The following is a 22,429-nucleotide window of genomic DNA, read 5'->3' on the forward strand; positions in this document are numbered from 1 at the left end:
CCAAGTCAAAAGTCGCGAACCGATAAGCAATCCTTACAAGTATTACGCTTTAACAATCCCGGCACAAGCTCCGGATGTACGAACAACCGGGATTTGGAGACGCCCTGATTAGTCGGCCAGCAAGCATTCGGCCTGTTGCATTTCCGTCAGGCGTTTGAAACCCATGGACAAATGCGCCCGCCGGATATGCGCGGCCGCGCCGACATCGTCCACCGTGACGGCATCTGCGATGGCGTGTATCTCATCGCTGAAGATGGAGACTTCCGCTGCAAGATCCCTGTCGGGGATCAGGGTGAGCCAGATGCGGCATGTCCGGTAGAAAAGCTTTTCGGACACGTCTCGCAGCGGCAGGTTGTCCGTCAATAACTGAAAGGCATGGAAAAAGTCGATATTCAGCCGGGCGAAGGCCTGGCGATGGGGCGTGGCGCGCAGGGTATCCGCCCTTGCCCGCATGCGGCTGAAAAGTGTTTTCAGGGTGTCGTCGGCTTTGCATGGCGCCAGTGTGCCGGTCAATTCGTTCAGTTCCATGCGCAGCTGGTAAACCTGGGCAAGCTCATCCAGATCGACATCGGTCACGAGTGTGCCGACACCCTGCTGGGAGAGCACGAGCCCGTCCGCCTCCAGGATCTGCAGCGCCTTGCGCAAGGGTGACCGGCTGATCCCGAATTCGCCTGCCAGAACTTCCTCGCTCAGCTGCGTTCCTGGCGGATAGTCGAGCATCGAAATCCGGTCGCGCAGGACCGTGTACATGATCTGGAAGCGCTCCTGCGCCGTCGCCGCCGCCTCAAGCTGACCGGCGATGTCCGGATCCTGTTTCTCGCTCCTGGTCATGCCGGGCGCACCAGGGTTCTTTCCAGACCCGAGAGCATGGAAATGCACTTATCAAGCTGCTCGAGCGATACGAATTCATCGGGCTGATGTGCCTGGGCTATGGATCCCGGCCCGCAAACGACCACAGACATGCCGAGCGCCTGAAACAGACCGGCCTCGGTCCCGAAGGCAACCACGTCACACAGATTTTCGCCAGTCAGCGCCGCGACGATGTCCCGGGCCTCGTTCTCGCTTGTCACGGCAAGGCCCGCGACCTCGCCGATGACTTCGGTAACGATATCGGCTTCGGGATAAATTTCCCGCATCTGAGGCAGCAAAACGTCTCGGCAGTAGGTTTCGAGGGCTGACTTGACCTCCCGCGCGTCGTTCTCGCGAACCGGCCGCATTTCCCACTCGACGCTGCAGTGGCGGGCAATCACGTTGCGCGCCGATCCGCCCTCGATCCTGCCTGTCTGAAGGGTCGTCCAGGGGGGATTGAACCGGGCACTGTCGGGTCCGCGCTTGCGCTTCAGATCGTCGGCAAGTTCCATCATCCTGCCGATGAAGGCCGCAGCGACGTGGATGGCATTGACACCCTTGTCCGGCTCGGATCCGTGGCCGTCGGTCCCGTGGAAAGAGGTCGTGTATTCATAACAGCCCTTGTGGCCCTCGATGACCCGCATATCCGTCGGTTCGCCGATAATGGCGACAGAAGGTCTGATATCCGTTTCCCTCAGTTCCTCGACCAGATGGCGCGCGCCGAAACAACCAACCTCCTCATCATAGGTCAGGGCGACATGCAACGGCCGCCTGATATCCAGCGCCGCATAGTCCGGCATCTTGGCGAGAACCGCTGCAATGAAGCCCTTCATGTCGCATGTGCCCCGGCCAAAGAAACACCCGTCCTCTTCGCGCAGCGCGAAAGGGTCGCCCCTCCATTGCGCATCGCCAGCCGGAACCACATCGGTGTGTCCGGAAAGCACCAGCCCGCCGGAAGTGCGCGGTCCCAGTGTTGCAAAGAGGTTGGCTTTACGGCCGCTCTCGTCATGTGAAATTTTCACATGCGCGCCGCTGTCCTCCAGAAGACCGGCGGCATAGTCGATCAGGGCCAGATTGCTGTCCGCCGATACGGTGGGAAAGGCGATCAGCCGGTCTAGAATTTCAACAGTCCGGGAAAGGTGGTCCAAGGCCATTGCCGCCTCAGGTCTTGACGAAGAGGCTGCGGGGGCGGTTGCACAGGCATTCAGCCGGTCCATCTTCGCGGATCAGGATGCTTTCGGTGATTTCCAGCCCCCAGCCGTCCATCCACAATCCAGGCATGAAATGAAAGGTCATTCCGGGTTTCAGGACCGTGGTGTCTTCTTCCCGGATGGAGACGGTGCGCTCCCCCCAATCGGGAGGATAGGAAATGCCAATCGGGTATCCGGCTCGGGCGCCGCGCTCAATGCCAGCCGCTTCCAGCGGTTTCGCCAACGCCCGGGCAATGTCGCCGGCCGTGTTGCCGGCACGCGCGGTTTCAAGTCCGGCCTCAAGGCCTGCGACAAGCGCTTTTTCCGCGTCGAGCATGTATTGCGGCGGTTTGCCGAGAAAAACGGTTCGGCACAGGGGCGCATGATAGCGGCGGAAACAGCCGGAAAGCTCGAAGAAGGTGGCCTCTCCCTCCTGCATGAACCGGCCATCCCATGTCAGGTGTGGTGCAGAGGCATCCGCTCCGCTCGGCAGCAGCGGCACGATTGCCGGATAGTCTCCCCAGGCATCGTCCAGACCCCGGATCGCGTCGGCATAGATTTCGGCGACGAGATCCGCCTTGCGCATGCCAGGCTCAACCCGCTCGAATACGCCATCCATGATCTTTTCCGATATGCGCGCCGCCTTCTGCATGAAAACCAGTTCCTCGCCGGATTTCACGCCGCGGAGCCAGTTCACCATGCCAGTTGCATCGGGGAAGTCCGCCTGCGGCAGTTCCTCACGCAATGTCAGATAAGCCTTTGCCGAAAAATAGTAGTTCTCGAGCTCCACACCGATCCGTTTTTCGGCGTAACCGCAGGCTTTGAGGAGAGCGGCAAGGTTTTGCATCGGGTGGCGGTCGGGAGACTGGATGTAGTTGTCCGCATAAGAGGCAACCTGTTCGTCATCCATCCAGACCGTACGCCGGGCTCCATTGGCATCCTGTGAGCGCCCCCACCAGATCGGGTCCTCCTCCAGGAACACCAGAACACCCTGATGGACATAAAACGACCAGCCGTCATAGCCGGTGATCCAGGACATGTTCGACGGGTCCTCGATGAAGAGGACGTCAATCCCGCGCCTGCTCATGTCGCCGCGGACAAGTTGGAGGCGTCGCTCGTATTCCGATTGGCTGAAAGGCAGATCCTGTCCGGGCATCATGTGTCCTTGAAGAGATATTTGTATACAAATAATCACAAACAGTGTTTTACGGGCAAGAAAAATCGCATCAACACCTAGTCCCTCTTGCGGCTTCTGTTTATTTGTACACAAATAGGCTTGAGGCAGCTCAAGAGCCTCAAACACGCACACGCCAGTTTTCCAGGGCTTCCATGCAAATTGCACTTGCAGACATTCTCGCCGCGCGGGAAGCGATTGACGATCAGGTCGTGCGGACTCCGCTTGTGCCGTCTGTCTTCCTTTCGCAAAAGACCGGTGTTCCCTTCCACCTGAAGATGGAAAACCTGCAGCCGACAGGTGCTTTCAAGCTGCGCGGTGCGACCAACGCCGCTCGGAACGTGCCTTGCGGGACAACCACCCTCACCTGTTGTTCCACCGGCAATCACGGCCGGGGCGTGGCTTATGCGGCACGGCAGTTGGGTCTCAAGGCAATTGTCTGCCTGTCTTCATTGGTGCCGCAGGCCAAGATCGACGGCATCAAGGCACTGGGCGCGGAAATCAGGATCACCGGCACAAGCCAGGACGATGCGCTGGCGGAGTGCCGGCGGTTGAGCCGCGAACCCGGCATCCATGAAGTTTCTCCCTTCGACGATCCCTATGTCATCGCCGGTCAGGGAACCGCGGGTCTTGAGATCCTGGAGGACCTGCCGGACCTTGCGACATTGCTTGTGCCGCTCTCCGGCGGAGGACTGGCGGCGGGAGTTGCTCTCGCCGCAAAATCCATCAATCCGGCCATTCGGGTGACCGGAGTGACGATGGATCGCGGCGCGGCGATGGATGAATCGATCAAGGCCGGCCATCCCGTGGAAATCGCGGAAGTTGGCAGCCTCGCGGATTCGCTTGGCGGCGGTATCGGGCTGGACAACAAACTCTCCTTCGGCATGTGCCGGGATCTTCTCGACGAGATCGTTCTTGTCTCCGAGGAGGAGATCTACAGGTCCATGCAGGTGCTTTATTTCGAGGAGCGCCTGGTTGCCGAAGGCGCTGCTGCCGTCGGCATCGCGGCGTGCCTTTCCGGTAAACTGCCGGATCTGGACGGACCGGTCGCCGCGATCATCACCGGACAGACTGTCGACATGACCCAGTTCACCGACATCATCTGCGGCAGGGATATCGTGCTTGGAGATAAATGTGTGAAGGGAGTGCGCTATGCCGCATGAAATCAGGCTCGTCACCGAAAAGGAACTGCGGCGGGTTGTCCAACTGGACCTGGACATCATCGACTGCATCGAAAGTGCGTTTTCCGCGCTAGCCACGCGGGACGTCGTCATGCCACCGGTGCTTTCCATGGCGCTCCCGCATGTGAATGCCGAAGTTGACGTCAAGACCGCCTATGTCCCCGGCCTTGACGGATTTGCGCTCAAGGTGTCTCCCGGCTTCTTCAACAATCCGTCGCTGGGGCTGCCGAGCCTCAACGGCCTCATGGTGCTTCTGTCGGCTCAGACGGGCCAGGTGCAGGCGGTGTATCTCGATAACGGCTATCTGACGGATGTTCGCACGGCCGCGGCAGGCGCCGTCGCCGCCCGCCATCTCGCGCCTGAAACAGTCACGACCATGGGTGTCCTTGGAACCGGTGTTCAAGCCGGATTGCAGGTCATCGCCGCGACAAAGGTCAGGCCGGTCGAAAAGGTTCTTGTCTGGGGACGCAGCCTGGAAAAAGCGAACCTGCTCGCAGCGGATTTGCGAACCACGCTCGGTGTCGATGCTCAGATGGTCCCGGATCGGCACGAACTCGTGGCCGCGTGCCAGCTTGTCGTGACCGCCACACCGGCAAGGGACGCAATTCTGGACGCGGGTTGCCTGCACCCCGGTCTGCATATCACGGCGATGGGATCCGATCAGGAAGACAAGAACGAACTTTCACCGCGGATCCTGGCGCAGGCGGACGTTCTGGTCTGTGACCGCATAAGCCAGTGCGCAACACTCGGCGAACTGCGGACCGCCCTTGAAAACGGGCTGATGACCCGGACGGGAAAAGCCGTCGAGCTTGGCGAGGTGATCGCAGGCGCCGCCGCAGGCAGAACGAGCAACGATCAGATCACCGTTTGCGACCTGACCGGGACCGGTGTCCAGGATACGGCAATCGCGACACTGACACTTGGGCGGGTAGTGAAAGCCCAGGCGGGAACAACACTCACAACCTGACCTGAAGCTTTGATTTCAGGGTCAGAAGAAAGGACCACAACATGCTCAAGAACGATCGACTGGATGCCTGGGACCGGGAAAATTTCTTCCATCCCTCCACTCACCTGGCGCAGCACGCGCGCGGTGAAAGCCCGAGCCGCATCGTCACAGGCGGCAGTGGTGTCTTTATCGAGGACCGGGACGGCACGCGCCTGCTCGACGCGTTTGCCGGGCTTTATTGTGTGAATGTCGGCTACGGGCGGACGGAAATCTCCGATGCCATCGCCGCCCAGGCCAAGGAGCTTGCCTATTACCACGCTTATGTAGGCCATGGCACAGAAGCCTCGATCACGCTGGCCAAAATGGTGATGGAGCGCGCGCCTGCACACATGTCGAAGGTCTATTTCGGCCTCGGCGGCTCCGACGCCAACGAGACCAATATCAAGTTGGTCTGGTACTACAACAACATTCTCGGCCGTCCGGAAAAGAAGAAGATCATTTCACGCTGGCGCGGCTACCACGGCTCCGGCCTGATGACCGGCTCGCTTACCGGCCTTGAGCTTTTTCACAAGAAGTTCGACCTCCCGCTCGACACGGTCCTGCATACGATCGCACCCGATTATTTCCGCCGCGAGGATCTGTCGATGTCGGAGGCGGACTTCGTCGGCTATTGCGCGGCGGAACTGGAAGCCATGATCGAACGTGAAGGTCCGGACACGATTGCCGCCTTCATCGGAGAACCGGCGCTCGGAACCGGGGGCATCGTGCCGCCGCCCGCCGGATACTGGGAAGCCATTCAGAAGGTTCTTAAGAAACACGATATCCTGCTGATCGCCGACGAAGTCGTCTCGGGCTTCGGCCGACTGGGAAGTATGTTCGGATCGGATCACTACGGGATTGAACCCGACTTCATTACCATCGCCAAGGGTCTGACATCGGCCTATGCACCGCTTTCCGGGTCGATCGTTTCAGATAAGGTCTGGAAGGTTCTGGAAGACGGTACCGATGAATTCGGCCCCATCGGCCACGGCTGGACCTATTCCGCGCACCCTATCGGAGCCGCCGCCGGTGTCGCCAATCTGGAGCTGATCGACAAGCTCGGTCTGATCCAAAACGCGAAATCCGCCGGTGCCTATTTCAAGAACGCCCTGCAGGGCGAACTCGGCGGTCACGCCAATGTGGGCGATATCCGCGGCGACGGGATGCTGTGCGCTGTTGAATTTGTCGAAGACAGGGACAGCCGGACCTTCTTCGACCCTGCACGCAAGGTCGGACCACAAGTGGCGGCCGCTCTTTTGAAGGAAGGCGTAATCGGACGGGCGATGCCCCAGGGCGATATCCTCGGGTTCGCACCGCCGCTGTGTATTACGGAAGCAGAGATCGACCAGGTCGTTGCCGCCACCGGCAAGGCAGTACGCGCGGTTCTTTAAAAGCAGTTAGGTCCCCGGAGCCCTGCGGGGGAATCGGTCCCACGTTGTCCCGGCGATGCACAGCGCTCACCGGGACAACATTCTGTTACGCTACGGATGTATCCGGCATTTTCCCGGACCGGATGTCCTGAACCATTGCGGCATGACCGCCGTTTTTCCGCTCTGCTCGACCTGTGTGAAAAAAGATGTATTCCGGCTTTGACCGGAGCCGTCCATCGTGCATTAATGTCACACAAATTTAGCACTTTCACAAAAACTTGTGACGCTTTGGGAGGAGCGAATGGCTGACACAGAAACGGTGCTGGCGGAGCGGCAGGACGGCTTTCTCCTTATAACGCTCAACCGCCCGGACCGGCTGAACGCCTTCAACGAAACCATGCATCATGAATTGCGCCAGTGCCTGGACGAGGCGCATTCGGATGATGACATTCGCGCTGTTCTGCTGACGGGTGCCGGGCGCGCCTTTTGCGCCGGTCAGGATCTCTCCGACCGGGACATGCGCGCAGGAGCCGAAGCACCGGATCTCGGGCATACGCTTGAAACCCTTTATAACCCGCTCGTGCGCCAGATACGTGCGTTGCCGAAACCGGTTGTCTGCGCCGTCAACGGCGTCGCTGCCGGAGCCGGCGCGAATATCGCGCTAGCCTGCGACATCGTCCTGGCAGCCCATTCGGCGCGTTTCATCCAGGCGTTTTCCAAAATCGGACTGGTGCCGGATTCCGGCGGGACATGGTTCCTGCCGCGGTTGATCGGCGAAGCGCGCGCCAAGGCGCTGGCAATGACGGCGGAACCACTCAGCGCCGAAATGGCGGTAAGCTGGGGCCTCATCTGGAAAGCCGTGCCCGACATGGAACTCCTCAAGGACGCAACAACACTCACCGGTCAACTCGCCGGCGGGGCAACCAAGGGCCTGGCGCTGACAAAACAGCTCATTCAGGATGCGTCGGTCCAGCCCCTCGACAGTCATCTCTATGCGGAACGCGATGCGCAACGTCAGGCCGGACGGACGTCCGATTACAGGGAGGGTGTCGCAGCCTTTCTGGAAAAACGCCAAGCCCGGTTCTCCGGTTCCTGACATATTCTTCGGAGAGTTGAATGACGCAAGAAGAACTCGCCAGGGCCTGTGCGCAACGTATGTGGTCGCAGGACACTGCATCGCAGGACCTTGGCCTCAGCCTCGACCATATTGCTCCGGGCCATTCGGTGATGTCGGTTACCGTTTCCAAAAGCATGACCAACGGGCACGGAACCTGTCACGGCGGCTATCTTTTCACCCTTGCCGACAGTGCCTTCGCCTTTGCCTGCAATACCTACAACCAGATCACGGTCGCACAGCAGTGCTCGATCACCTTTCTGGCGCCGGCCCATCTGGGCGACCGGCTGACCGCCACGGCGCGCGAACGGTCCCGGCAGGGCCGGTCCGGGCTCTACGATGTGACGATTGAAAATCAGAACGGCGATACGATTGCCGAATTCCGCGGCAATTCAAGAACAACAAAAGGCACGATATTGCCTGAGTAGGAGAGACGGACCCTTGCGTCCGGCTTTTGGGAGGACATCATGGAAGATCTGGCTCCGCGACCCGGCGATCTGGAACCTGTTGAAACGGCATCCAGGGACGAACTCTGCGCGTTGCAACTGGAGCGCCTGAAATGGTCGCTCAGCCATGCCTATGAAAACGTTCCCTTTTTCAGGGAGCGATTTGACGCCAAAGGTGTTCACCCCTCCGACCTGAAGACGCTGAGCGATCTCTCCAGGTTCCCATTCACGGCAAAGTCCGACCTCAGGGATCACTACCCTTTCGGATTGTTCGCAGTCCCGCGCGACAAGATCGTGCGGATTCATGCGTCTTCGGGAACCACCGGCAAGCCGACCGTGGTTGGATATACGGCCAACGATATCGAAATGTGGGCAAATCTCGTCGCTCGCTCGATCCGCGCTTCCGGCGGCCGCGCCGGTGACATCATCCACGTCGCTTATGGCTACGGTCTTTTCACAGGCGGTCTCGGTGCGCATTACGGCGCAGAAAAGCTGGGCTGCACCGTCATTCCCGTGTCCGGGGGAATGACCGAGCGTCAGGTCACGCTGATTCAGGATTTCAAACCCCGCATCATCATGGTGACGCCGTCCTATCTCCTGTCCATTCTGGACGAGTTCCGCCGCCAGGGGATCGATCCGAGGGAAAGCACGCTCGCCGTGGGTGTTTTCGGAGCCGAACCCTGGACAAATTCCATGCGCCTCGAAATCGAACAGGCCTTCGACATGCATGCCGTCGATATTTACGGACTGTCCGAAATTCTGGGTCCGGGCGTTGCCAACGAATGTGTGGAGACCAAGGATGGCCTGCATATCTGGGAAGACCATTTTTATCCGGAAATCATCGACCCGGAAACGGGCGAAGTCCTGCCCGACGGGGAGATAGGCGAACTCGTGTTCACCACCCTCACCAAAGAGGGGCTGCCGATGATCCGCTATCGCACCCGCGATCTGACTCGATTGCTACCGGGTACGGCCCGCAGCATGCGACGGATGGAAAAAGTCACCGGCCGCTCGGACGACATGATCATCCTGAGGGGTGTGAATGTGTTTCCGACACAGATCGAGGAGCAGATCCTGAAATGTGAGGGTCTGTCGCCGCATTTCCAGATCGAACTGAAAAAGACCGACCGCCTCGACGTCATGACGGTTCATGTTGAAGCGCTGCCCGGTGCCGCGTCGGAGGACCAGCGCGCGGGATCTACCAAAGAGCTGGCCCATCACATCAAGAGCGTCGTCGGCGTATCGGCTGCGATCAATGTTACCGAACCCGGCGCGGTTGAACGCTCAGTTGGCAAAGCCAAACGGGTGGTGGACAAGCGGCCCAAAAATTGATCAGGACAAATTATCGGTTTTAAGAGGGCTGCCGATGGAACCATCGAGCAGCTTTCTCGGTTCTGCCGCAGAAATCCAACGGGTCTCAAACTCCACCACCGCATAGAGCTTTTCGTTACGAAATGCGCTGACATTCCTTGTCGAGGTCCACAGGACGGGCTTGCTGCCCACTATCCAGGGGCCTCACGCGCCACAATGCGAGCGTCCGCCAGCGATTGCGCCCGGACGATCACTTCGCCCTGATTTTCCTCAAGATCCCAATTTGCGGCTGTGAGGGAGAGCTTGAAGATACGTGTTTTCATATGGGCTCAACCCGCCGGTGACAGAAAAGTTTACCGGAACATACAGCCGAAATCCTGTCCGCGCTCACCCCCTTCCCTGCTTACGACGCCCGGTTTCCCGTCCATTCCTTTGCAACAAGTGTCAGAACGTCGTAGTGCGCAACGGGTTCGTCCTTCTGGTTGGTCACGAGACAGTCCCATCTGACTTCGCCGTAATCAGCTGTAATCCGCGGCGAAATTTCCTTGGCCGTCAGTTGGGCCTTCAAGTCGTCCCCCGCATTCAACGGCGTGAGAAAACGCAGGTTATCGACGCCGTAATTGGCAAGGACAGGTCCTTCATCCGGATCGACAAAAAGCCCTGCGGCGAAGGAGACGATGAGATAGCCGTGCGCGACGCGGCCCTCGAAGAACGGGTTCCGCCTTGCAGCGTCTTCATCCATATGGGCATAGAAGGTGTCGCCGGTGAAAGTGGCGAAGTGTTCGATATCCTCAAGCGTCACGGTCCGGGACTTCGTTGTCAGCCGGTCACCGATCGTCAGTTCGGCAAGCGATTTGCGGAACGGATGCTGGCTGTCCGTGCGCCCCGGAGCACCTGTGACCCACCTGCCCGTCACGCTGCCCAAGAGATGCGGGGCTCCCTGAATGGCAGTGCGCTGCATGTAGTGCTTGATAGCCCGGATGCCGCCAAGTTCCTCCCCGCCTCCAGCCCTGCCGGGCCCGCCATGAACCAGCATCGGCAAGGGAGATCCGTGCCCGGTCGAGGATTTGGCGCTCTGGCGATTGCCGATCATCACGCGGCCATGGAACGGCGCCATGCCGAGAACCATTTCCTCCGCCACCGACGGGTCATCGGTAAAGACGGACGCGACAAGCGAGCCTTTGCCCTTGCGGGTCAGCTCAACCGCTTCCTCGATTTCGTCGTAGGGCATGAGTGTTGCCACCGGCCCGAAGGCCTCAATGGAATGTACCGCGTGCGAGGAAAGCGGATTTTCGCAATGGAGCAAGACAGGAGAAGCGAAAGCGCCTTCTTCCGGTAGGTCCCCGTTTCCGGGAGAAACCACTTCAGCTTCGGCCTTGAGATCCGCGACGCGTTCCAGAACCTCCTGCCGTTGGCCGAGTGAAGCCAAAGGCCCTATGGTGACGTTTTCCTGCCGGGGATCGCCGATCACCTGGCGGGAAAATCGCTGGTTAAGCACCTCCGCAACGGCGGAAACAGACGCTCTCGGAGCAATGATGCGCCGGATCGCGGTGCATTTCTGACCGGCCTTGGCGGTCATTTCCCGGGCGACTTCCTTTACGAACAGATCGAATTCCGGCTCGCCCGGTTTTGCGTCCGGGCCCAGGACGGCTGCATTCAGACTGTCGGCTTCCATGGTGAAGCGGACCGAATTGCGGACGATCGCCGGATGACCACGCAACATCTGACCGGTCGAGGCGGACCCGGTGAAGGTGACCACGTCCTGATCGCTGACATGATCGATGAGATCGCCTGCAGATCCGCAAAGCAGTTGCAGCGCTCCGTCCGGCAGTACTCCGCTTTCCTGGATATGCCGCACCATGCGTTCCGTCACATAGGCGGTCTGGCTGGCCGGCTTCACCAGACAGGGAACGCCCGCGATTAAAGCGGGCGCGATCTTTTCCAGCATGCCCCAGCAGGGAAAGTTGAACGCGTTGATATGGACGGAAATTCCGCGCAAGGGCGACAGGATGTGTTGTCCGGAAAATGTGTCGTCCCGGGAGAGCGGTTCGACCGCACCTTCCACAAAGACCCTCGTGTTCGGCATTTCCCGGCGCGCCTTGGATGAGAACGCGAAGAGCGTACCTATGCCGCCTTCGATGTCGATCCAGCTGTCCTTGCGGGTTGCACCAGTCGCAAAGCTCTCCTCATAGAAGAGTTCCTTGTTCTCCATCAGCGATTGCGCCAGCGCCTTCAGCATGAGGGCGCGCTCGTGATACGTCATCTTTCGAAGGGCCTTGCCGCCGGTCTCCCGGCCGTAGGCAAGCGCTTCGCCCAAATCGAGACCGGAGGCGTCGATGCTGGCGACAGGTTTACCGGTCGAGGCGTCGAGGAGCGCCTTGCCCTCGCCTTTTCCGGTTTGCCAGCGCCCGGCCAGCCAGCTTTCCAGAACGCGCACGTCTTTTGTGACCAAAGTCATGAAGCAAATCCAGTCTGAAGGTTGAAGGCCTCAGGGTACGGAAACCGTTCCCCTGTGTTCAGGCGTCGTAGGTGAGTACAAGGCGCTTGGTGAGCGGGCGGGACTGACAGGTCAGGATGTAACCGTCGCGGATTTCATCGTCCTCCAGCGCGTGATTGGCCGCCATTTCGACTTCCCCTTCCAGCAATCTTCCACGGCAGGTCGAACAGACACCGGCACAGCAGGAATATGGCGCATCGATATTGTTCCTGTGAGCGGCCTGGAGAATGCTCTCACCGGGCTCCATATGAATGTCCATCGTGGTGCCATCGAGAGTCAGCTTCAGGTCGGCTTCCCTGGATTTTTCATCAGCGGCAACTGCGGCCTGATTCACAGGAAGACGGCCCGGCTGGTCCGACTTGAAAAGCTCCTGTTTGATCCGGTCAGGGGCAACGCCGTGCTTTTCGAGCCCTTGGCGCACCGTTTCCATCATGCCATGCGGTCCGCACAGGAATGCATGATCGATGTCCTCGGGGTCGATGAGGGTTTCAAGCAGTTCATCGAGCTTGCGCTCGTTAACCCGGCCGGAAAACAGGTCGGTGTCCTGAGCGTCGCTCTTCAGGATATGAATGATCTGCAGGCGGCCCAGATACCTGTTCTTGAGACCTTCCAGTTCCTCGCGGAACATGATCGAGGAAACCTGGCGATTGGCGTAAATCAGCGTGAATTGACAGTTCGGCTCACGTGCCAGAACTGTTTTCAGGATCGACAGAACAGGCGTGACACCGGACCCGCCGGCAAATCCGAGATAGAACTTCGCGCTCTCCGGTTCGACCGGAGCGAAGAAACTGCCGAGCGGCGGCATCGCCTCGACTGTGTCGCCCGGTTTGAGGTTTTCATTGGCCCAGCAGGAAAACGCTCCGCCATCGACCCGTTTGATCCCCACCTTCAAGGCGCCTTCTTCGGTGCCGGCACAGATCGAATAACAGCGCCGGACCTCATGACCGTCAAAATCGCGTCGGAAAGTAAGATATTGTCCCTGGCTGAAACGGAATGCATCCGAGTCTTCCGCGCTCGGTCGCAAGGTCACGATGACGCTGTCGCGTGTGTCCGGCACCACCTCCGTGACGGTCAGGGCATGAAAGCGTGACATGTGGTTCCTCCCGGAAACAGCAGTGAACCTGCGGTTAGTGGCATTTGAAATAGTCGAAGGGTTCCAGGCAGGCCCGGCAACGGTAGGCGGCCTTGCAAGGGGTTGAACCGAACTGGCTAATCATTTCCGTGTTCTGCGATCCGCAGCGCGGACAGGCGACAACGAGGGTTCTGAGACCCGTCAGTCTGGCGACTCGCGCGTCGGTTCCCGCGCCTCTTTCATCCTGCGTCTCCGAAGGAGGAGCAATGCCGTATTCGCGCAGTTTTTCGCGCCCCTCGGCGGTCAGCCAGTCCGTCGTCCAGGCCGGACTAAGCTTCTGCTCCAGACGCAGGTCGTCGATGCCGCAGGAGCGCAGTTTGGTTTCGATGTCGAGATTGATCACCGACGTCGCCGGGCAGCCTGTATAGGTCGGCGTCACCGTGACCACGAGGGTATCCTCGTCCCAGCTGACATCGCGGATGATGCCGAGATCGGTCAGGGAAATCACGGGAATCTCCGGGTCGGGGACTTCCGAAAGCCACTGCCAGACCGTGTCCGTTGAAACCTGCATCACCTCACCACGTCGCACCGGGATAGGCCCTTTGCAGGAACTGCATCTCCGACAGGAGATGGCCGAGATGTTCCGAGTGCCGGCCGGTCAGGCCGCCCTTGTGGGCAAAATCCGATTGCGGCTGCGTCAGGGTCGCCTGCTTGAACACCGCGGCAACGGTGTGTTCCCACCCCGGCTTCAACATTTTCGGGTCGGGCGCCAAACCGGCAGCCGCCATCGCTTCGTCGACCGCATCGGCCGCGAACATTTCACCGACATAGGGCCAGAGCGTATCCAGAGCGTCCTGCATGCGCCAGTGGCTTTCAGGCGTTCCGTCTCCCAACCTGATCACCAGATCCGAGGACCGGTCGAGATGATAGGCCACTTCCTTGCCGGCCTTTACCGCGATTTCGGCGATCCGCTCGTCCGCGGAAGTCTTGAGCGCCTCCAGGAGAGCATCCTGCCAGACGTCAATCAGGAACTGCCGCATCAGGGTAGTGCCGAAATCGCCATTCGGCTGTTCGGCGAGCAGGATGTTGCGGAAGTCCCAGGTGTCGCGAAGATAGGCAAGCTCGTTTTCTCCGCGCCCCCGGTCTTCAACCTCGCCTGCATAGCCGAGCCAAAGACGCGATTGCCCGATCAGATCGAGCGCGATGTTCGCGAGCGCGATATCTTCTTCCAGGGCGGGTGAATGCCCGCACCATTCCGAGACCCGGTGGCCGAGAATGAGCGCTGTATCGCCTCTGCGCAGAAGCCATTCAAACAGAATATCGTTCGCGATATTATCGCCCTGGGTCATCATTACATTTTCCCGACTTCATCCGGAATGTCATAGAAACTCGGGTGCCGGTAGATCTTGTCCGTCGCGGGTTCGAACAGAGCGTCCCTGTTTGCGGGGTCGGACGCCGTTATCAGCGCGGAGGGAACCACCCAGATGGAAACTCCTTCCTTTCGGCGCGTATAGACATCGCGGGCATTCCTGATCGCCATTTCGGCGTCCGGGGCGTGAAGCGAGCCGACGTGCCTGTGATTGAGACCATGCTGGCCGCGAATAAACACTTCCCAGAGTGGCCATTCCTTTTTCATTGTATTTTCTCCCAGAAGGCCGGTTACGCTGCCGAAGTCTCACAGCGGGCGGAGCGCCACAGGTTGGCCGTGGGCACATGGTCCCAGCCAAAGGCCCGATCGGACGATCCGTGCGCATTCAGATAGGACAGCCTGTCCCAGGCTTCCTCCAAGGCAGGCTTGTGACCGATTTCCACCGGCCACATGACGAAATGCATCTTTTCCATCACCCCGAACCATTCGGCACGCCGTTCATAGATCCGTTTGTGGATGGTCTTGAAGACGAAATTCTCGAGACTTTCGACGTTCTCCCAGACCGAGAGATTCGGAATGATCCTCGGATCGTCGTCGACCACCACCGAATAGTCGCCAGCCTGCTCTTTCAGACGCCAGACGAAGCCTTCACTGCGCTCGGCGGCCGCATTCACCCGGTCGAGGTTGTTGACGAACCCGGCGACCTGCGGATCGTCGATGTCGTATTTGAGCCGGGCGACGTTCAATTCGGCGATATAACTTGCGGTCATCTGATCCTACTCCGCTGCCGTGCGGGCCGCAGCCCGTTTGTCCGCATGGGCCATGAGGCCGTCGCGCACCCAGGCACCGTCGTCCCAGGCCTTGATCCGGGCATCCAGCCGCTCCTTGTTGCAGGGTCCATTGCCCTTCAGAACCTCGAAAAATTCACTCCAGTCCGGCTCGGAGAAGTCGTAGCCGTCTTTTTCCTCGTTCCACTTCAGGTGATCGTCGGGAACGGTGAGGCCCAGAAATTCTGCCTGTGGCACTGTCTGATCGACGAATTTCTGACGCAGTTCGTCATTGGTGTTGATCTTGATCTTCCAGGACATGGACTGTGCGGAGTGCACGGAATCCTTGTCGGAAGGACCGAACATCATCAGTGAGGGATACCAGAACCTGTTAAGCGCATCCTGGGCCATCCTGTGCTGGGCCGGTGTGCCGTTCGCCATCTTCATCATGATGTCGAAGCCCTGGCGCTGGTGAAAACTCTCTTCCTTGCAGATCCGGACCATGGCCCGCGAATAGGGACCGAAGGAGGTTCGCTGCAGCGGCACCTGGTTCATGATCGCAGCGCCGTCCACCAGCCAGCCGACAGCGCCGATATCCGCCCAGGTGAGCGTCGGGTAGTTGAAAATGGAGGAATATTTCATCTTGCCGGCGTGCAGCAGTTCGATCAGTTCGTCCCTGGTGACCCCAAGCGTCTCAGCCGCGCAATAAAGATAGAGCCCATGCCCGGCTTCGTCCTGTACCTTGGCAAGCAGGATCGCCTTGCGTTCCAGGGTCGGGGCACGGGTAATCCAGTTGCCTTCAGGAAGCTGACCGACGATTTCCGAGTGCGCATGCTGGCCGATCTGACGGATCAGGGTCTTGCGATAACCCTCCGGCATCCAGTCGGTCGGTTCGATCTTCTCACCGCGATCGATGCGCTCCTGGAATACACGTTCCTCGTCGGACATTTCCGATATGTCGCGTACCCGGTTTGCGTCGGTAGTCACCATCTGGGCATACATGGCGCCTCCTCCCGTCATGTTGAAGATGAGGAAGGATACCGCACAAAGAATCACATAAAAAGCTATTTTATCAAATTTTTTGTGATGCTTTAAAAGGGCGCCGGATTTTGTTCACCACACAGGCTGCGGCCTGCTTCGTTTCACAAGCGAATTCAGCCGGGACTTTACGTCAGCCGTGTTCTTTGGCAGCGGACCATTGCGATTGAAAAGATGCTGACCGATGTAGTCGTCGGCGGGTGCTGACAGTCCGATATAAAGTTCTGCAAACAGGCGGTGAGCTATGGAACCCGGCCAATCCTGCCGCAAAACGGATGGCGGTAGCCGAGGGTCGTTCAGCCGTATCTCCCGATACGCATGAACCAGGGCAAGCCTGAGAAGGAGTGCCGAATGTCCGTCGAGATCCTCTTTCAGAATGTGTGCCATCGGCTGGAACTGACCGGCGAAATCCGCATAGGCCCGGGACAGTGCGTCGAGATTGAACGCGGTCGTGAGCAGCGCCTTTATTTCCGTTGAATCCGGCTGCAGAGCCGTGGAGCGAAAGGTTGCGCCGTTCTCCGGCAAGCCGGGCCGGTCGGCGGCAATATAAAAATCACCGCCGGCAGGTGCAAAACCATGGTTCATCAACTCGCTTTGCCGGGCTTCTCCCGCACAATGGGCAAGGATCCAGCCGCACTCGTCGTCGGCCGGGCCGAAAAACAACTCGGCAGCCATATGGTATTCGTCGCGTGCCCGGGGCGTCAGCGCATAGTAGCTGCGCCGCCCTTCCCTTTCCCCTTTCAACTGTCCGGTGGAGACCAGACGGGAAACCGCTGTGCGGACAAGAGATTCATTGACGCCGAATCCGGCGCACAGTGTGATGAGATCGCCCATCCAGAGGACTCCGCCGCGCGGTTCGACGATATCACCGTAAATGGTGACAATCAGCCGTGCGGCTTTGGGTGGAAACGGTCTGAGGTAGTTTTCCGTGTCGAGGTCTGTGCTGGCAGGCATGAAGCAACTGATCCGTCAGTGTTTTTATCACCTTATCCCCGCCTGCCCAACAAACCAAGACCTGCCCGGCGAACCACGTGTCGAGGTTCGGAAACAATTCGCAGATACGACCTTGCGCCTGAAAACAGAAAACGTTATACAATAACATGTTATAAAGTAACATTCCATCGGAACCCCACCCAATGAAGATCTTTTCCTTTCCCGAAGCGCCGCTGACCGTAACCAGACGCGGTCTTTTGCTGTCGAGTGTTGCGTTGTGTCTCGCCGCCACCGCGACGCCCGCCACCGCGGATGCGCCCGCCGTTGTCACGACTATCAAGCCTCTGCATTCCATCGCCTCCGCCGTAATGGAAGGGGTTGGAAAGCCGCACATCCTGATCGACGGGGCAGCATCCCCACATGGCTTCGCCCTCAAGCCTTCCCAGGCCTTTTTGCTGCAGGGCGCGGACGTGGTGTTCTGGGTCGGGCCGGATCTCGCACCATCGCTTGCCAAACCGATTTCCTCCATGGCGGAAGATGCACAGGTCGTCGAACTTATGGACGCGGCTGGCATTGAACAGCTTAAGATTCGCGAAGGCGCGAATTTCGACGCTCACGATCACGGTCATGAAGATGGCGAAGATCATCATGCGGATCATGAAGAGCACGAGGAGCATGCGGACCACGAAGGTCACGAAGACCATGAGGAGCATGCAGACCACGACGATCATGAAGACCATGAGGAGCACGCGGACCACGACGATCATGAAGACCATGAGGAGCACGCGGACCACGATGATCATGATGACCATGAGGAACATCACGCCGGACACGGCGAGGCATTCGATCCGCACATTTGGCTGAACCCGGAAAACGGCATTGCAATTGCCGGCATCATGGCCGAAACCCTTGCAGGCCTTGATCCGCAAAATGCCGACACCTACAAGAAAAATGCCGCAAGTTTCTCCAACCGCATTGAGGCGCTGGACCAAAAAATCGAAAAGCAGCTTGAGCCGCTTTCAGGCAGCAAGTTCGTCGTGTTTCACGATGCTTACCACCACTTCGAACATCACTTCGACATTGAGGCAACCGGAGCGATCACCTTGTCTCCCGAAGCACTTTCAAGCGCTGACCGGATTTCCGAAGTTCGTGAAGAAATCAAGGATCTTGGTGTGACCTGCGTATTTCAGGAACCACAATTCGATGCAAAACTTGTCGATGTGGTCCTTGAAGGCAGCACAGCGCGCAAGGCGACACTCGATCCGCTGGGAACCGACCTGACCAACGGCCCAGACCTCTATCCGGAACTGCTTGAGAATCTGTCGATGTCTCTTGCCGACTGTCTCGATAGCAAGTCCTGAAAAGAAAAAACCGCCGGACATCGTCCGGCGGTTGCCCTTAATTTGTGAAAAAGATCAGGAGGTTCTTGCCTTGGCACGCGCGGCTTCGGTTTTCTCGAGTGCCTTGAGTAGGTACCGGTCACGGTCATAGACGTCCGTGTAGTATGCTACGCCACCATCAAGTTCTGGCCATGCTGTGAAGTAGGAAACATAGACCGGGATATCGCCTGTAACCTTTTCCTGCTCGTTCTGACCCGCCGCAATCCGTGAAGTGACGTAATCCTTCGACTTTCCAAGGACCGCTGCCGCCATGGCCTTGGGGTCATGCAGGCGGATGCAGCCGTGGCTGAAAGCGCGCGCGTCCTTTTTGAACAGGCTCTTCGACGGCGTATCGTGCATATAGATGTGGTGCTTGTTCGGGAAGAGGATCTTCACCTCGCCGAGCGCGTTGGCTCTGCCGGGATACTGGCGAACATTCACCGATTGCTTTTTCGAGGCAACCGCATACCAGTCCACATTTGCAGAAGAGACCTTGCGGCCGCCCGGCGTTGAGACCTCGTAGCCGGCGCGATCGAGATAGCTCGGATCATTCGCAAGTTTCGGAAGCATCTCATTGACTATGATCGAATAGGGAACGCCCCAATAGGGGTTGTATTCGACGATCTCGATCTGGTCGTAGAAGAAGTTGGTCTGGTTGGATTTCTTGCCGACCACGACGCGCATCGACAAGGGAACTTCTCCGGGCGCCGTATATGTGGCCGTGTAGGCTGCCTGGTTGATAAAGACCTTGCGCTCTCCGAGTTCCTCTGGAATCCAGCGGCTGCGTTCCATCGCCAATTCTACCTTGGCAATCTTGGCCGCGTTGGTTTCGCCCACCATCGCCTTGATGGTGTTCTTGCCGACGATACCATCCGGCGTCAGCTTGAGTTCTTTCTGGAAAGCCTTGACCAGTTCCACCAGTTCCGTGGCGTAAAGCTCCGACCCGTCATAGGCATCCAGCGTCTCGGTATGGGCGGCCCTGAGTTCCGGAGACGCATTCTTTTCGATCGCCGCGATGATGTTCTTCATCTCCGGGCTGGTTTTCCCGGCCTTCAGAAAGGTGCCAGGCGCGATGACGATCTGGTCGGTCTCTTCGTCCTCGGCTTTCAGGAGCGCCAGTTCGACGGTCAGATTCCGGAAATGATCGTTTTGCGGCTGGGCGGTTTCAAGAACCTGCCTGGGGTTTTCGGTGGACGCGAAGCTTTCCAGCGCAGCGACCAGATCCACCTTGTGCCGTGGCAGATCGTGGTATTGCGAAATCCGGTTCGGATCGACCCGGCCCCGCTTTGCGTCGAGAACATATGTGAGTACCGCAGCGCTCAGATCCATTTCAAAGCGCATCAGCGCCACATCGCGCGCCGCCTCATCCTGACCGGCCGCCGACGGAAGCGCGACAAAATAGTCGTCCGGGTTCAATGCGTATTTGCCAGCCTCGCTCAAGCCCCTGCGGGCAGCTGCGGCCCGCGCCGTTACCTTGCCGTTTTCCACCCAGACAAAATCCGGATTTTCGCGGTAAAAGGCGACCACTGCTTCTCCCACTTCCGGCAGAACAGTCAATGTCATGTCCGCCAGCGCCGGACGCGCCTTGTCGAAGGCGGTCAGCACCACAGCCGCCGCCGGAGATGTGTCCGTGCTGACGGCGGCGGCCCCACCGGTCTCAGCCGTTTGGGCATCGGGCTGGATTTCGGCCGTTTTCTTTTCGGAAAGCTCGGAAAGGGAAACCTTCTTCCACACGTCCGCGGAATAGTTCAGGTATCGCGGAGCGGATACCTTTACCGCCGCCACCTTTTCGCGGAGCTCTCCCTGCCGTTCGCGTTCGCGCTGGCGGCGGTGTGCCTCTGGATTGAACAGGCGCTGGAACAGGCCCTGGGCGGAAACGGGTTCCACGGTCGCAATACCGAACCCGGAAGCGATCACCGTCGCCATCAGGCCCGCCTTGATGGAGTTGCCCATCACGGCCCGGGACCGCCTCGCCAAACCGCCGACGCAATTCCTGCCGGTTCCCTTACCCAGTCCCATTTCGTTCGCTCGCATTGTTTCAAACCCGCAATTTAAAAATTTGTCCGCGCCTGAAACCACACCCGGTCAGGCGGAAGTGTTCATTTTTCCGCGCTGACCAAAGGCGTCCCGGCTTCAAAGGCTACCGGGACTTGTGTCAGGTGCCGTGTCTTTTTGATGGCAAAGTTGCCGAAAACCGATTCCAGTCCCGATCATCAAATCGATTTTTACTATAACAGGCTTGCTGTGTTGGTTAAGGCTCGCGGCCATACACAGTTTTCGAAATCAAGATTGTGTGACGATTGTGCCGCGACGGATTATTCCTCCAGCACGCCAGGCCCAGTCATTTCAGGGCAGGTTGCTCAATTTTCCGCCGTAAAGTCAAGAAACCGGCGAATTGAGAAAGGCTGCGAGATGGTGACCGATATCTTTTCCTCCCGATTACGCCAAATCGTGACGCCTATCACGCGGCCGGAAGCCCGCTTCGCGTAAGTTAAGCTCACGAAAACGTGAAAGATCTCAAGGAGCGAGCGGATGCCGTTTCAATTCAACGTCGGGGATCATTCCTCGCCAATCTGGAATTACACCCGTTTCGACTCGGGTCAGTACAGCAAGCTGAAATGGGCGCGGAACAAGCTGTTCAAGATGGTGAAGACCATTCCGGGCTGCAATGCCTATTTCCGCACCCTGCCCAGGGGGCGCAGTCTGTCCGACATGATCGGCGACAGCAGTATCTGGGTAAATTACGGCCCGACCATTTCACCTCTCTACGGCGAAATTCACGTTCCAACCGGCGAAATCGCCGTAGGCGACCGGGCCTTCAACATGGGACGCTGGATGGTGCTGGCGACCATCATTCACGAGTTCGCGCACCGCAACGGCGCTCCGATCACCGGTGGCGATACCCGTGCAGAAGAAGCCGTCTATCACTGCGGCCTCGGCAATTCCAGAGAGTACTACGAAGGTGTCGACGATCCGAACACCCCCTATGACCCGAATGTGGGAGATTGAGGTCGCAGGACTGCCCGTATCGCCAGGGCGGCCCTGCATTCTCCGCTAGAATGGAATTTCGTCATCCATCGGTCCGGCGCCACCGCCGCCGGTAGGACCGCCGAAACCGCCACCGCCACCACCGGACGGACCGCCGAAGCCACCGCCACTTGATCCGCCGCCATAGCCGCCGGATCCACCAGATCCGCCACCGCCCTGTGGTTCGCTGCCGTAATCAGGCAGGCCGCCAGACTGGCCACCTCCCTCGCCACGCCCGTCGAGCATGGTCAGCGTAGAGTTGAAGCCCTGAAGCACGATTTCCGTGGAATACTTGTCCTGACCGGACTGATCCTGCCACTTGCGGGTCTGGAGCTGACCTTCGATGTAAACCTTCGCGCCTTTGCGGAGATAGTTCTCCGCAACCTTGCAAAGTCCCTCATTGAAAATCACCACCCTGTGCCATTCAGTCCGCTCGCGCCGCTCACCGGTGTTGCGGTCCTTCCAGCTTTCCGATGTCGCAATCCGCAGATTGGCGATCGGACGGCCGTCCTGCGTCCGGCGAATTTCGGGGTCGGCTCCCAGATTGCCTACCAAGATAACTTTATTGACGCTGCCCGCCATACCTTACTCCTAAGACTGTTCAGCGCGTTCCCACGCCTCAAAATTGGCCGTCACCTTACAGGATCGGCCTCTTGAGGCGCATGGATGCCCCCATAATCCACAAGGGATTTTTGTTCCTCAAATGTTCCACTTCCACGATCTCCCT

General features: G+C 58.8%; 22 protein-coding genes. 8 read left to right on the forward strand and 14 right to left on the reverse strand.

What is annotated here, in order from left to right:
• Nucleotides 1–108: 108 nt before the first annotated feature.
• From OA90_RS12830 to OA90_RS12840, 3 genes are read right to left on the reverse strand one after another with little or no spacing between them, the layout of a single operon-like run.
• On the reverse strand, nucleotides 109–831 hold the full coding sequence (locus tag OA90_RS12830) for a GntR family transcriptional regulator (protein WP_068411888.1): 723 nt from the start codon (nucleotides 829–831) through the stop codon (nucleotides 109–111).
• The gene (argE, locus tag OA90_RS12835; protein WP_068411891.1) at nucleotides 828–2,003 is read right to left on the reverse strand and encodes an acetylornithine deacetylase; all 1,176 of its coding nucleotides are present in this window, start codon (nucleotides 2,001–2,003) and stop codon (nucleotides 828–830) included. Before argE ends, OA90_RS12830 begins: the two co-directional genes overlap by 4 nt.
• Nucleotides 2,004–2,010: 7 nt before the next feature.
• The gene (locus OA90_RS12840; protein ID WP_068412349.1) at nucleotides 2,011–3,195 is read right to left on the reverse strand and encodes a M24 family metallopeptidase; all 1,185 of its coding nucleotides are present in this window, start codon (nucleotides 3,193–3,195) and stop codon (nucleotides 2,011–2,013) included.
• 173 nt (nucleotides 3,196–3,368) lie between these two features.
• Between OA90_RS12840 and eutB the strand changes: the two genes are divergently transcribed.
• The 6 genes from eutB to paaK all read left to right on the forward strand — a co-directional run bounded on the left by eutB (nucleotide 3,369) and on the right by paaK (nucleotide 9,641).
• Nucleotides 3,369–4,376 (forward strand): hydroxyectoine utilization dehydratase EutB, encoded by a 1,008-nt coding sequence (eutB, locus tag OA90_RS12845; protein WP_068411894.1) that lies wholly within the window; start codon nucleotides 3,369–3,371, stop codon nucleotides 4,374–4,376.
• Nucleotides 4,366–5,361, forward strand: a complete 996-nt coding sequence (locus tag OA90_RS12850; protein ID WP_068411897.1) for a cyclodeaminase — start codon at nucleotides 4,366–4,368, stop codon at nucleotides 5,359–5,361. Before eutB ends, OA90_RS12850 begins: the two co-directional genes overlap by 11 nt.
• A gap of 41 nt (nucleotides 5,362–5,402) precedes the next feature.
• Nucleotides 5,403–6,770 carry an aspartate aminotransferase family protein gene (locus tag OA90_RS12855; RefSeq protein WP_068411900.1) on the forward strand — a complete coding sequence of 456 codons (1,368 nt, stop codon included), beginning with the start codon at nucleotides 5,403–5,405 and terminating at the stop codon, nucleotides 6,768–6,770.
• A 280-nt stretch (nucleotides 6,771–7,050) separates the two neighbouring features.
• A complete protein-coding gene (paaG, locus tag OA90_RS12860; protein WP_068411903.1) occupies nucleotides 7,051–7,845 on the forward strand; it encodes a 2-(1,2-epoxy-1,2-dihydrophenyl)acetyl-CoA isomerase PaaG in 795 nt (264 codons plus the stop codon).
• 20 nt (nucleotides 7,846–7,865) lie between these two features.
• A complete protein-coding gene (paaI, locus tag OA90_RS12865) occupies nucleotides 7,866–8,291 on the forward strand; it encodes a hydroxyphenylacetyl-CoA thioesterase PaaI (RefSeq protein WP_068411906.1) in 426 nt (141 codons plus the stop codon).
• Between the two features lie 39 nt (nucleotides 8,292–8,330).
• Nucleotides 8,331–9,641 (forward strand): phenylacetate--CoA ligase PaaK, encoded by a 1,311-nt coding sequence (gene paaK, locus OA90_RS12870; protein ID WP_068411909.1) that lies wholly within the window; start codon nucleotides 8,331–8,333, stop codon nucleotides 9,639–9,641.
• Nucleotides 9,642–9,811: 170 nt separating this feature from the next.
• Here paaK and OA90_RS29770 read toward each other — a convergent pair whose 3' ends face one another.
• The 9 genes from OA90_RS29770 to OA90_RS12910 all read right to left on the reverse strand — a co-directional run bounded on the left by OA90_RS29770 (nucleotide 9,812) and on the right by OA90_RS12910 (nucleotide 17,317).
• The gene (locus tag OA90_RS29770) at nucleotides 9,812–9,943 is read right to left on the reverse strand and encodes a hypothetical protein (RefSeq protein ID WP_279625813.1); all 132 of its coding nucleotides are present in this window, start codon (nucleotides 9,941–9,943) and stop codon (nucleotides 9,812–9,814) included.
• Nucleotides 9,944–10,023: 80 nt separating this feature from the next.
• A complete protein-coding gene (gene paaZ / locus OA90_RS12875) occupies nucleotides 10,024–12,078 on the reverse strand; it encodes a phenylacetic acid degradation bifunctional protein PaaZ (RefSeq protein ID WP_068411912.1) in 2,055 nt (684 codons plus the stop codon).
• 58 nt (nucleotides 12,079–12,136) lie between these two features.
• Nucleotides 12,137–13,210 (reverse strand): ferredoxin--NADP reductase, encoded by a 1,074-nt coding sequence (locus OA90_RS12880; protein ID WP_068411915.1) that lies wholly within the window; start codon nucleotides 13,208–13,210, stop codon nucleotides 12,137–12,139.
• Between the two features lie 34 nt (nucleotides 13,211–13,244).
• On the reverse strand, nucleotides 13,245–13,760 hold the full coding sequence (gene paaD, locus OA90_RS12885) for a 1,2-phenylacetyl-CoA epoxidase subunit PaaD (protein WP_068411918.1): 516 nt from the start codon (nucleotides 13,758–13,760) through the stop codon (nucleotides 13,245–13,247).
• A gap of 4 nt (nucleotides 13,761–13,764) precedes the next feature.
• Entirely contained in the window at nucleotides 13,765–14,541 is a 777-nt protein-coding gene (gene paaC, locus OA90_RS12890; RefSeq protein ID WP_156510479.1) for a 1,2-phenylacetyl-CoA epoxidase subunit PaaC, read from the reverse strand.
• A complete protein-coding gene (gene paaB, locus OA90_RS12895) occupies nucleotides 14,541–14,825 on the reverse strand; it encodes a 1,2-phenylacetyl-CoA epoxidase subunit PaaB (RefSeq protein ID WP_068411922.1) in 285 nt (94 codons plus the stop codon). The genes paaC and paaB overlap by 1 nt, the downstream gene beginning before the upstream one ends.
• Nucleotides 14,826–14,848: 23 nt before the next feature.
• Nucleotides 14,849–15,328 (reverse strand): DUF3291 domain-containing protein, encoded by a 480-nt coding sequence (locus tag OA90_RS12900; protein ID WP_068411925.1) that lies wholly within the window; start codon nucleotides 15,326–15,328, stop codon nucleotides 14,849–14,851.
• 6 nt (nucleotides 15,329–15,334) lie between these two features.
• The gene (gene paaA / locus OA90_RS12905) at nucleotides 15,335–16,327 is read right to left on the reverse strand and encodes a 1,2-phenylacetyl-CoA epoxidase subunit PaaA (RefSeq protein WP_068411928.1); all 993 of its coding nucleotides are present in this window, start codon (nucleotides 16,325–16,327) and stop codon (nucleotides 15,335–15,337) included.
• Between the two features lie 111 nt (nucleotides 16,328–16,438).
• On the reverse strand, nucleotides 16,439–17,317 hold the full coding sequence (locus tag OA90_RS12910; RefSeq protein ID WP_068411931.1) for a PaaX family transcriptional regulator C-terminal domain-containing protein: 879 nt from the start codon (nucleotides 17,315–17,317) through the stop codon (nucleotides 16,439–16,441).
• Nucleotides 17,318–17,499: 182 nt separating this feature from the next.
• On the opposite strand from OA90_RS12910, the gene OA90_RS12915 reads away from it, so the two are divergent.
• The gene (locus OA90_RS12915) at nucleotides 17,500–18,657 is read left to right on the forward strand and encodes a zinc ABC transporter substrate-binding protein (protein ID WP_068411934.1); all 1,158 of its coding nucleotides are present in this window, start codon (nucleotides 17,500–17,502) and stop codon (nucleotides 18,655–18,657) included.
• A 54-nt stretch (nucleotides 18,658–18,711) separates the two neighbouring features.
• Here the strand turns inward: OA90_RS12915 and OA90_RS12920 are convergent, their stop codons facing one another.
• Complete coding sequence (locus OA90_RS12920; protein ID WP_208986112.1) at nucleotides 18,712–20,709, reverse strand: L,D-transpeptidase family protein; 1,998 nt, start codon at nucleotides 20,707–20,709, stop codon at nucleotides 18,712–18,714.
• A gap of 498 nt (nucleotides 20,710–21,207) precedes the next feature.
• Between OA90_RS12920 and OA90_RS12925 the strand changes: the two genes are divergently transcribed.
• Nucleotides 21,208–21,684 (forward strand): hypothetical protein, encoded by a 477-nt coding sequence (locus OA90_RS12925; RefSeq protein ID WP_068411940.1) that lies wholly within the window; start codon nucleotides 21,208–21,210, stop codon nucleotides 21,682–21,684.
• A 45-nt stretch (nucleotides 21,685–21,729) separates the two neighbouring features.
• On the opposite strand, the gene OA90_RS12930 is transcribed toward OA90_RS12925, so the two are convergent.
• Nucleotides 21,730–22,284 carry a single-stranded DNA-binding protein gene (locus OA90_RS12930; protein WP_068411943.1) on the reverse strand — a complete coding sequence of 185 codons (555 nt, stop codon included), beginning with the start codon at nucleotides 22,282–22,284 and terminating at the stop codon, nucleotides 21,730–21,732.
• Nucleotides 22,285–22,429 lie beyond the last annotated feature (145 nt).

Origin of the sequence: Labrenzia sp. OB1, assembly GCF_001624695.1 — a bacterium.
GTDB lineage: Bacteria > Pseudomonadota > Alphaproteobacteria > Rhizobiales > Stappiaceae > Roseibium.

Coding starts and splice junctions, on each gene's coding strand:
- OA90_RS12920 (WP_208986112.1), bottom strand. CDS start 20,709: ATGCGAGCGAACGAAATGGGACTGGGTAAGGGAACCGGCAGGAATTGC.
- OA90_RS12930 (WP_068411943.1), bottom strand. CDS start 22,284: ATGGCGGGCAGCGTCAATAAAGTTATCTTGGTAGGCAATCTGGGAGCC.
- OA90_RS12915 (WP_068411934.1), top strand. CDS start 17,500: ATGAAGATCTTTTCCTTTCCCGAAGCGCCGCTGACCGTAACCAGACGC.
- paaG (WP_068411903.1), top strand. CDS start 7,051: ATGGCTGACACAGAAACGGTGCTGGCGGAGCGGCAGGACGGCTTTCTC.
- paaD (WP_068411918.1), bottom strand. CDS start 13,760: ATGCAGGTTTCAACGGACACGGTCTGGCAGTGGCTTTCGGAAGTCCCC.
- OA90_RS12855 (WP_068411900.1), top strand. CDS start 5,403: ATGCTCAAGAACGATCGACTGGATGCCTGGGACCGGGAAAATTTCTTC.
- paaC (WP_156510479.1), bottom strand. CDS start 14,541: ATGATGACCCAGGGCGATAATATCGCGAACGATATTCTGTTTGAATGG.
- paaI (WP_068411906.1), top strand. CDS start 7,866: ATGACGCAAGAAGAACTCGCCAGGGCCTGTGCGCAACGTATGTGGTCG.
- OA90_RS12880 (WP_068411915.1), bottom strand. CDS start 13,210: ATGTCACGCTTTCATGCCCTGACCGTCACGGAGGTGGTGCCGGACACA.
- OA90_RS12910 (WP_068411931.1), bottom strand. CDS start 17,317: ATGCCTGCCAGCACAGACCTCGACACGGAAAACTACCTCAGACCGTTT.
- OA90_RS29770 (WP_279625813.1), bottom strand. CDS start 9,943: ATGAAAACACGTATCTTCAAGCTCTCCCTCACAGCCGCAAATTGGGAT.
- eutB (WP_068411894.1), top strand. CDS start 3,369: ATGCAAATTGCACTTGCAGACATTCTCGCCGCGCGGGAAGCGATTGAC.
- argE (WP_068411891.1), bottom strand. CDS start 2,003: ATGGCCTTGGACCACCTTTCCCGGACTGTTGAAATTCTAGACCGGCTG.
- OA90_RS12925 (WP_068411940.1), top strand. CDS start 21,208: ATGCCGTTTCAATTCAACGTCGGGGATCATTCCTCGCCAATCTGGAAT.
- paaZ (WP_068411912.1), bottom strand. CDS start 12,078: ATGACTTTGGTCACAAAAGACGTGCGCGTTCTGGAAAGCTGGCTGGCC.
- OA90_RS12850 (WP_068411897.1), top strand. CDS start 4,366: ATGCCGCATGAAATCAGGCTCGTCACCGAAAAGGAACTGCGGCGGGTT.
- OA90_RS12840 (WP_068412349.1), bottom strand. CDS start 3,195: ATGCCCGGACAGGATCTGCCTTTCAGCCAATCGGAATACGAGCGACGC.
- OA90_RS12900 (WP_068411925.1), bottom strand. CDS start 15,328: ATGACCGCAAGTTATATCGCCGAATTGAACGTCGCCCGGCTCAAATAC.
- paaB (WP_068411922.1), bottom strand. CDS start 14,825: ATGAAAAAGGAATGGCCACTCTGGGAAGTGTTTATTCGCGGCCAGCAT.
- OA90_RS12830 (WP_068411888.1), bottom strand. CDS start 831: ATGACCAGGAGCGAGAAACAGGATCCGGACATCGCCGGTCAGCTTGAG.
- paaK (WP_068411909.1), top strand. CDS start 8,331: ATGGAAGATCTGGCTCCGCGACCCGGCGATCTGGAACCTGTTGAAACG.
- paaA (WP_068411928.1), bottom strand. CDS start 16,327: ATGTATGCCCAGATGGTGACTACCGACGCAAACCGGGTACGCGACATA.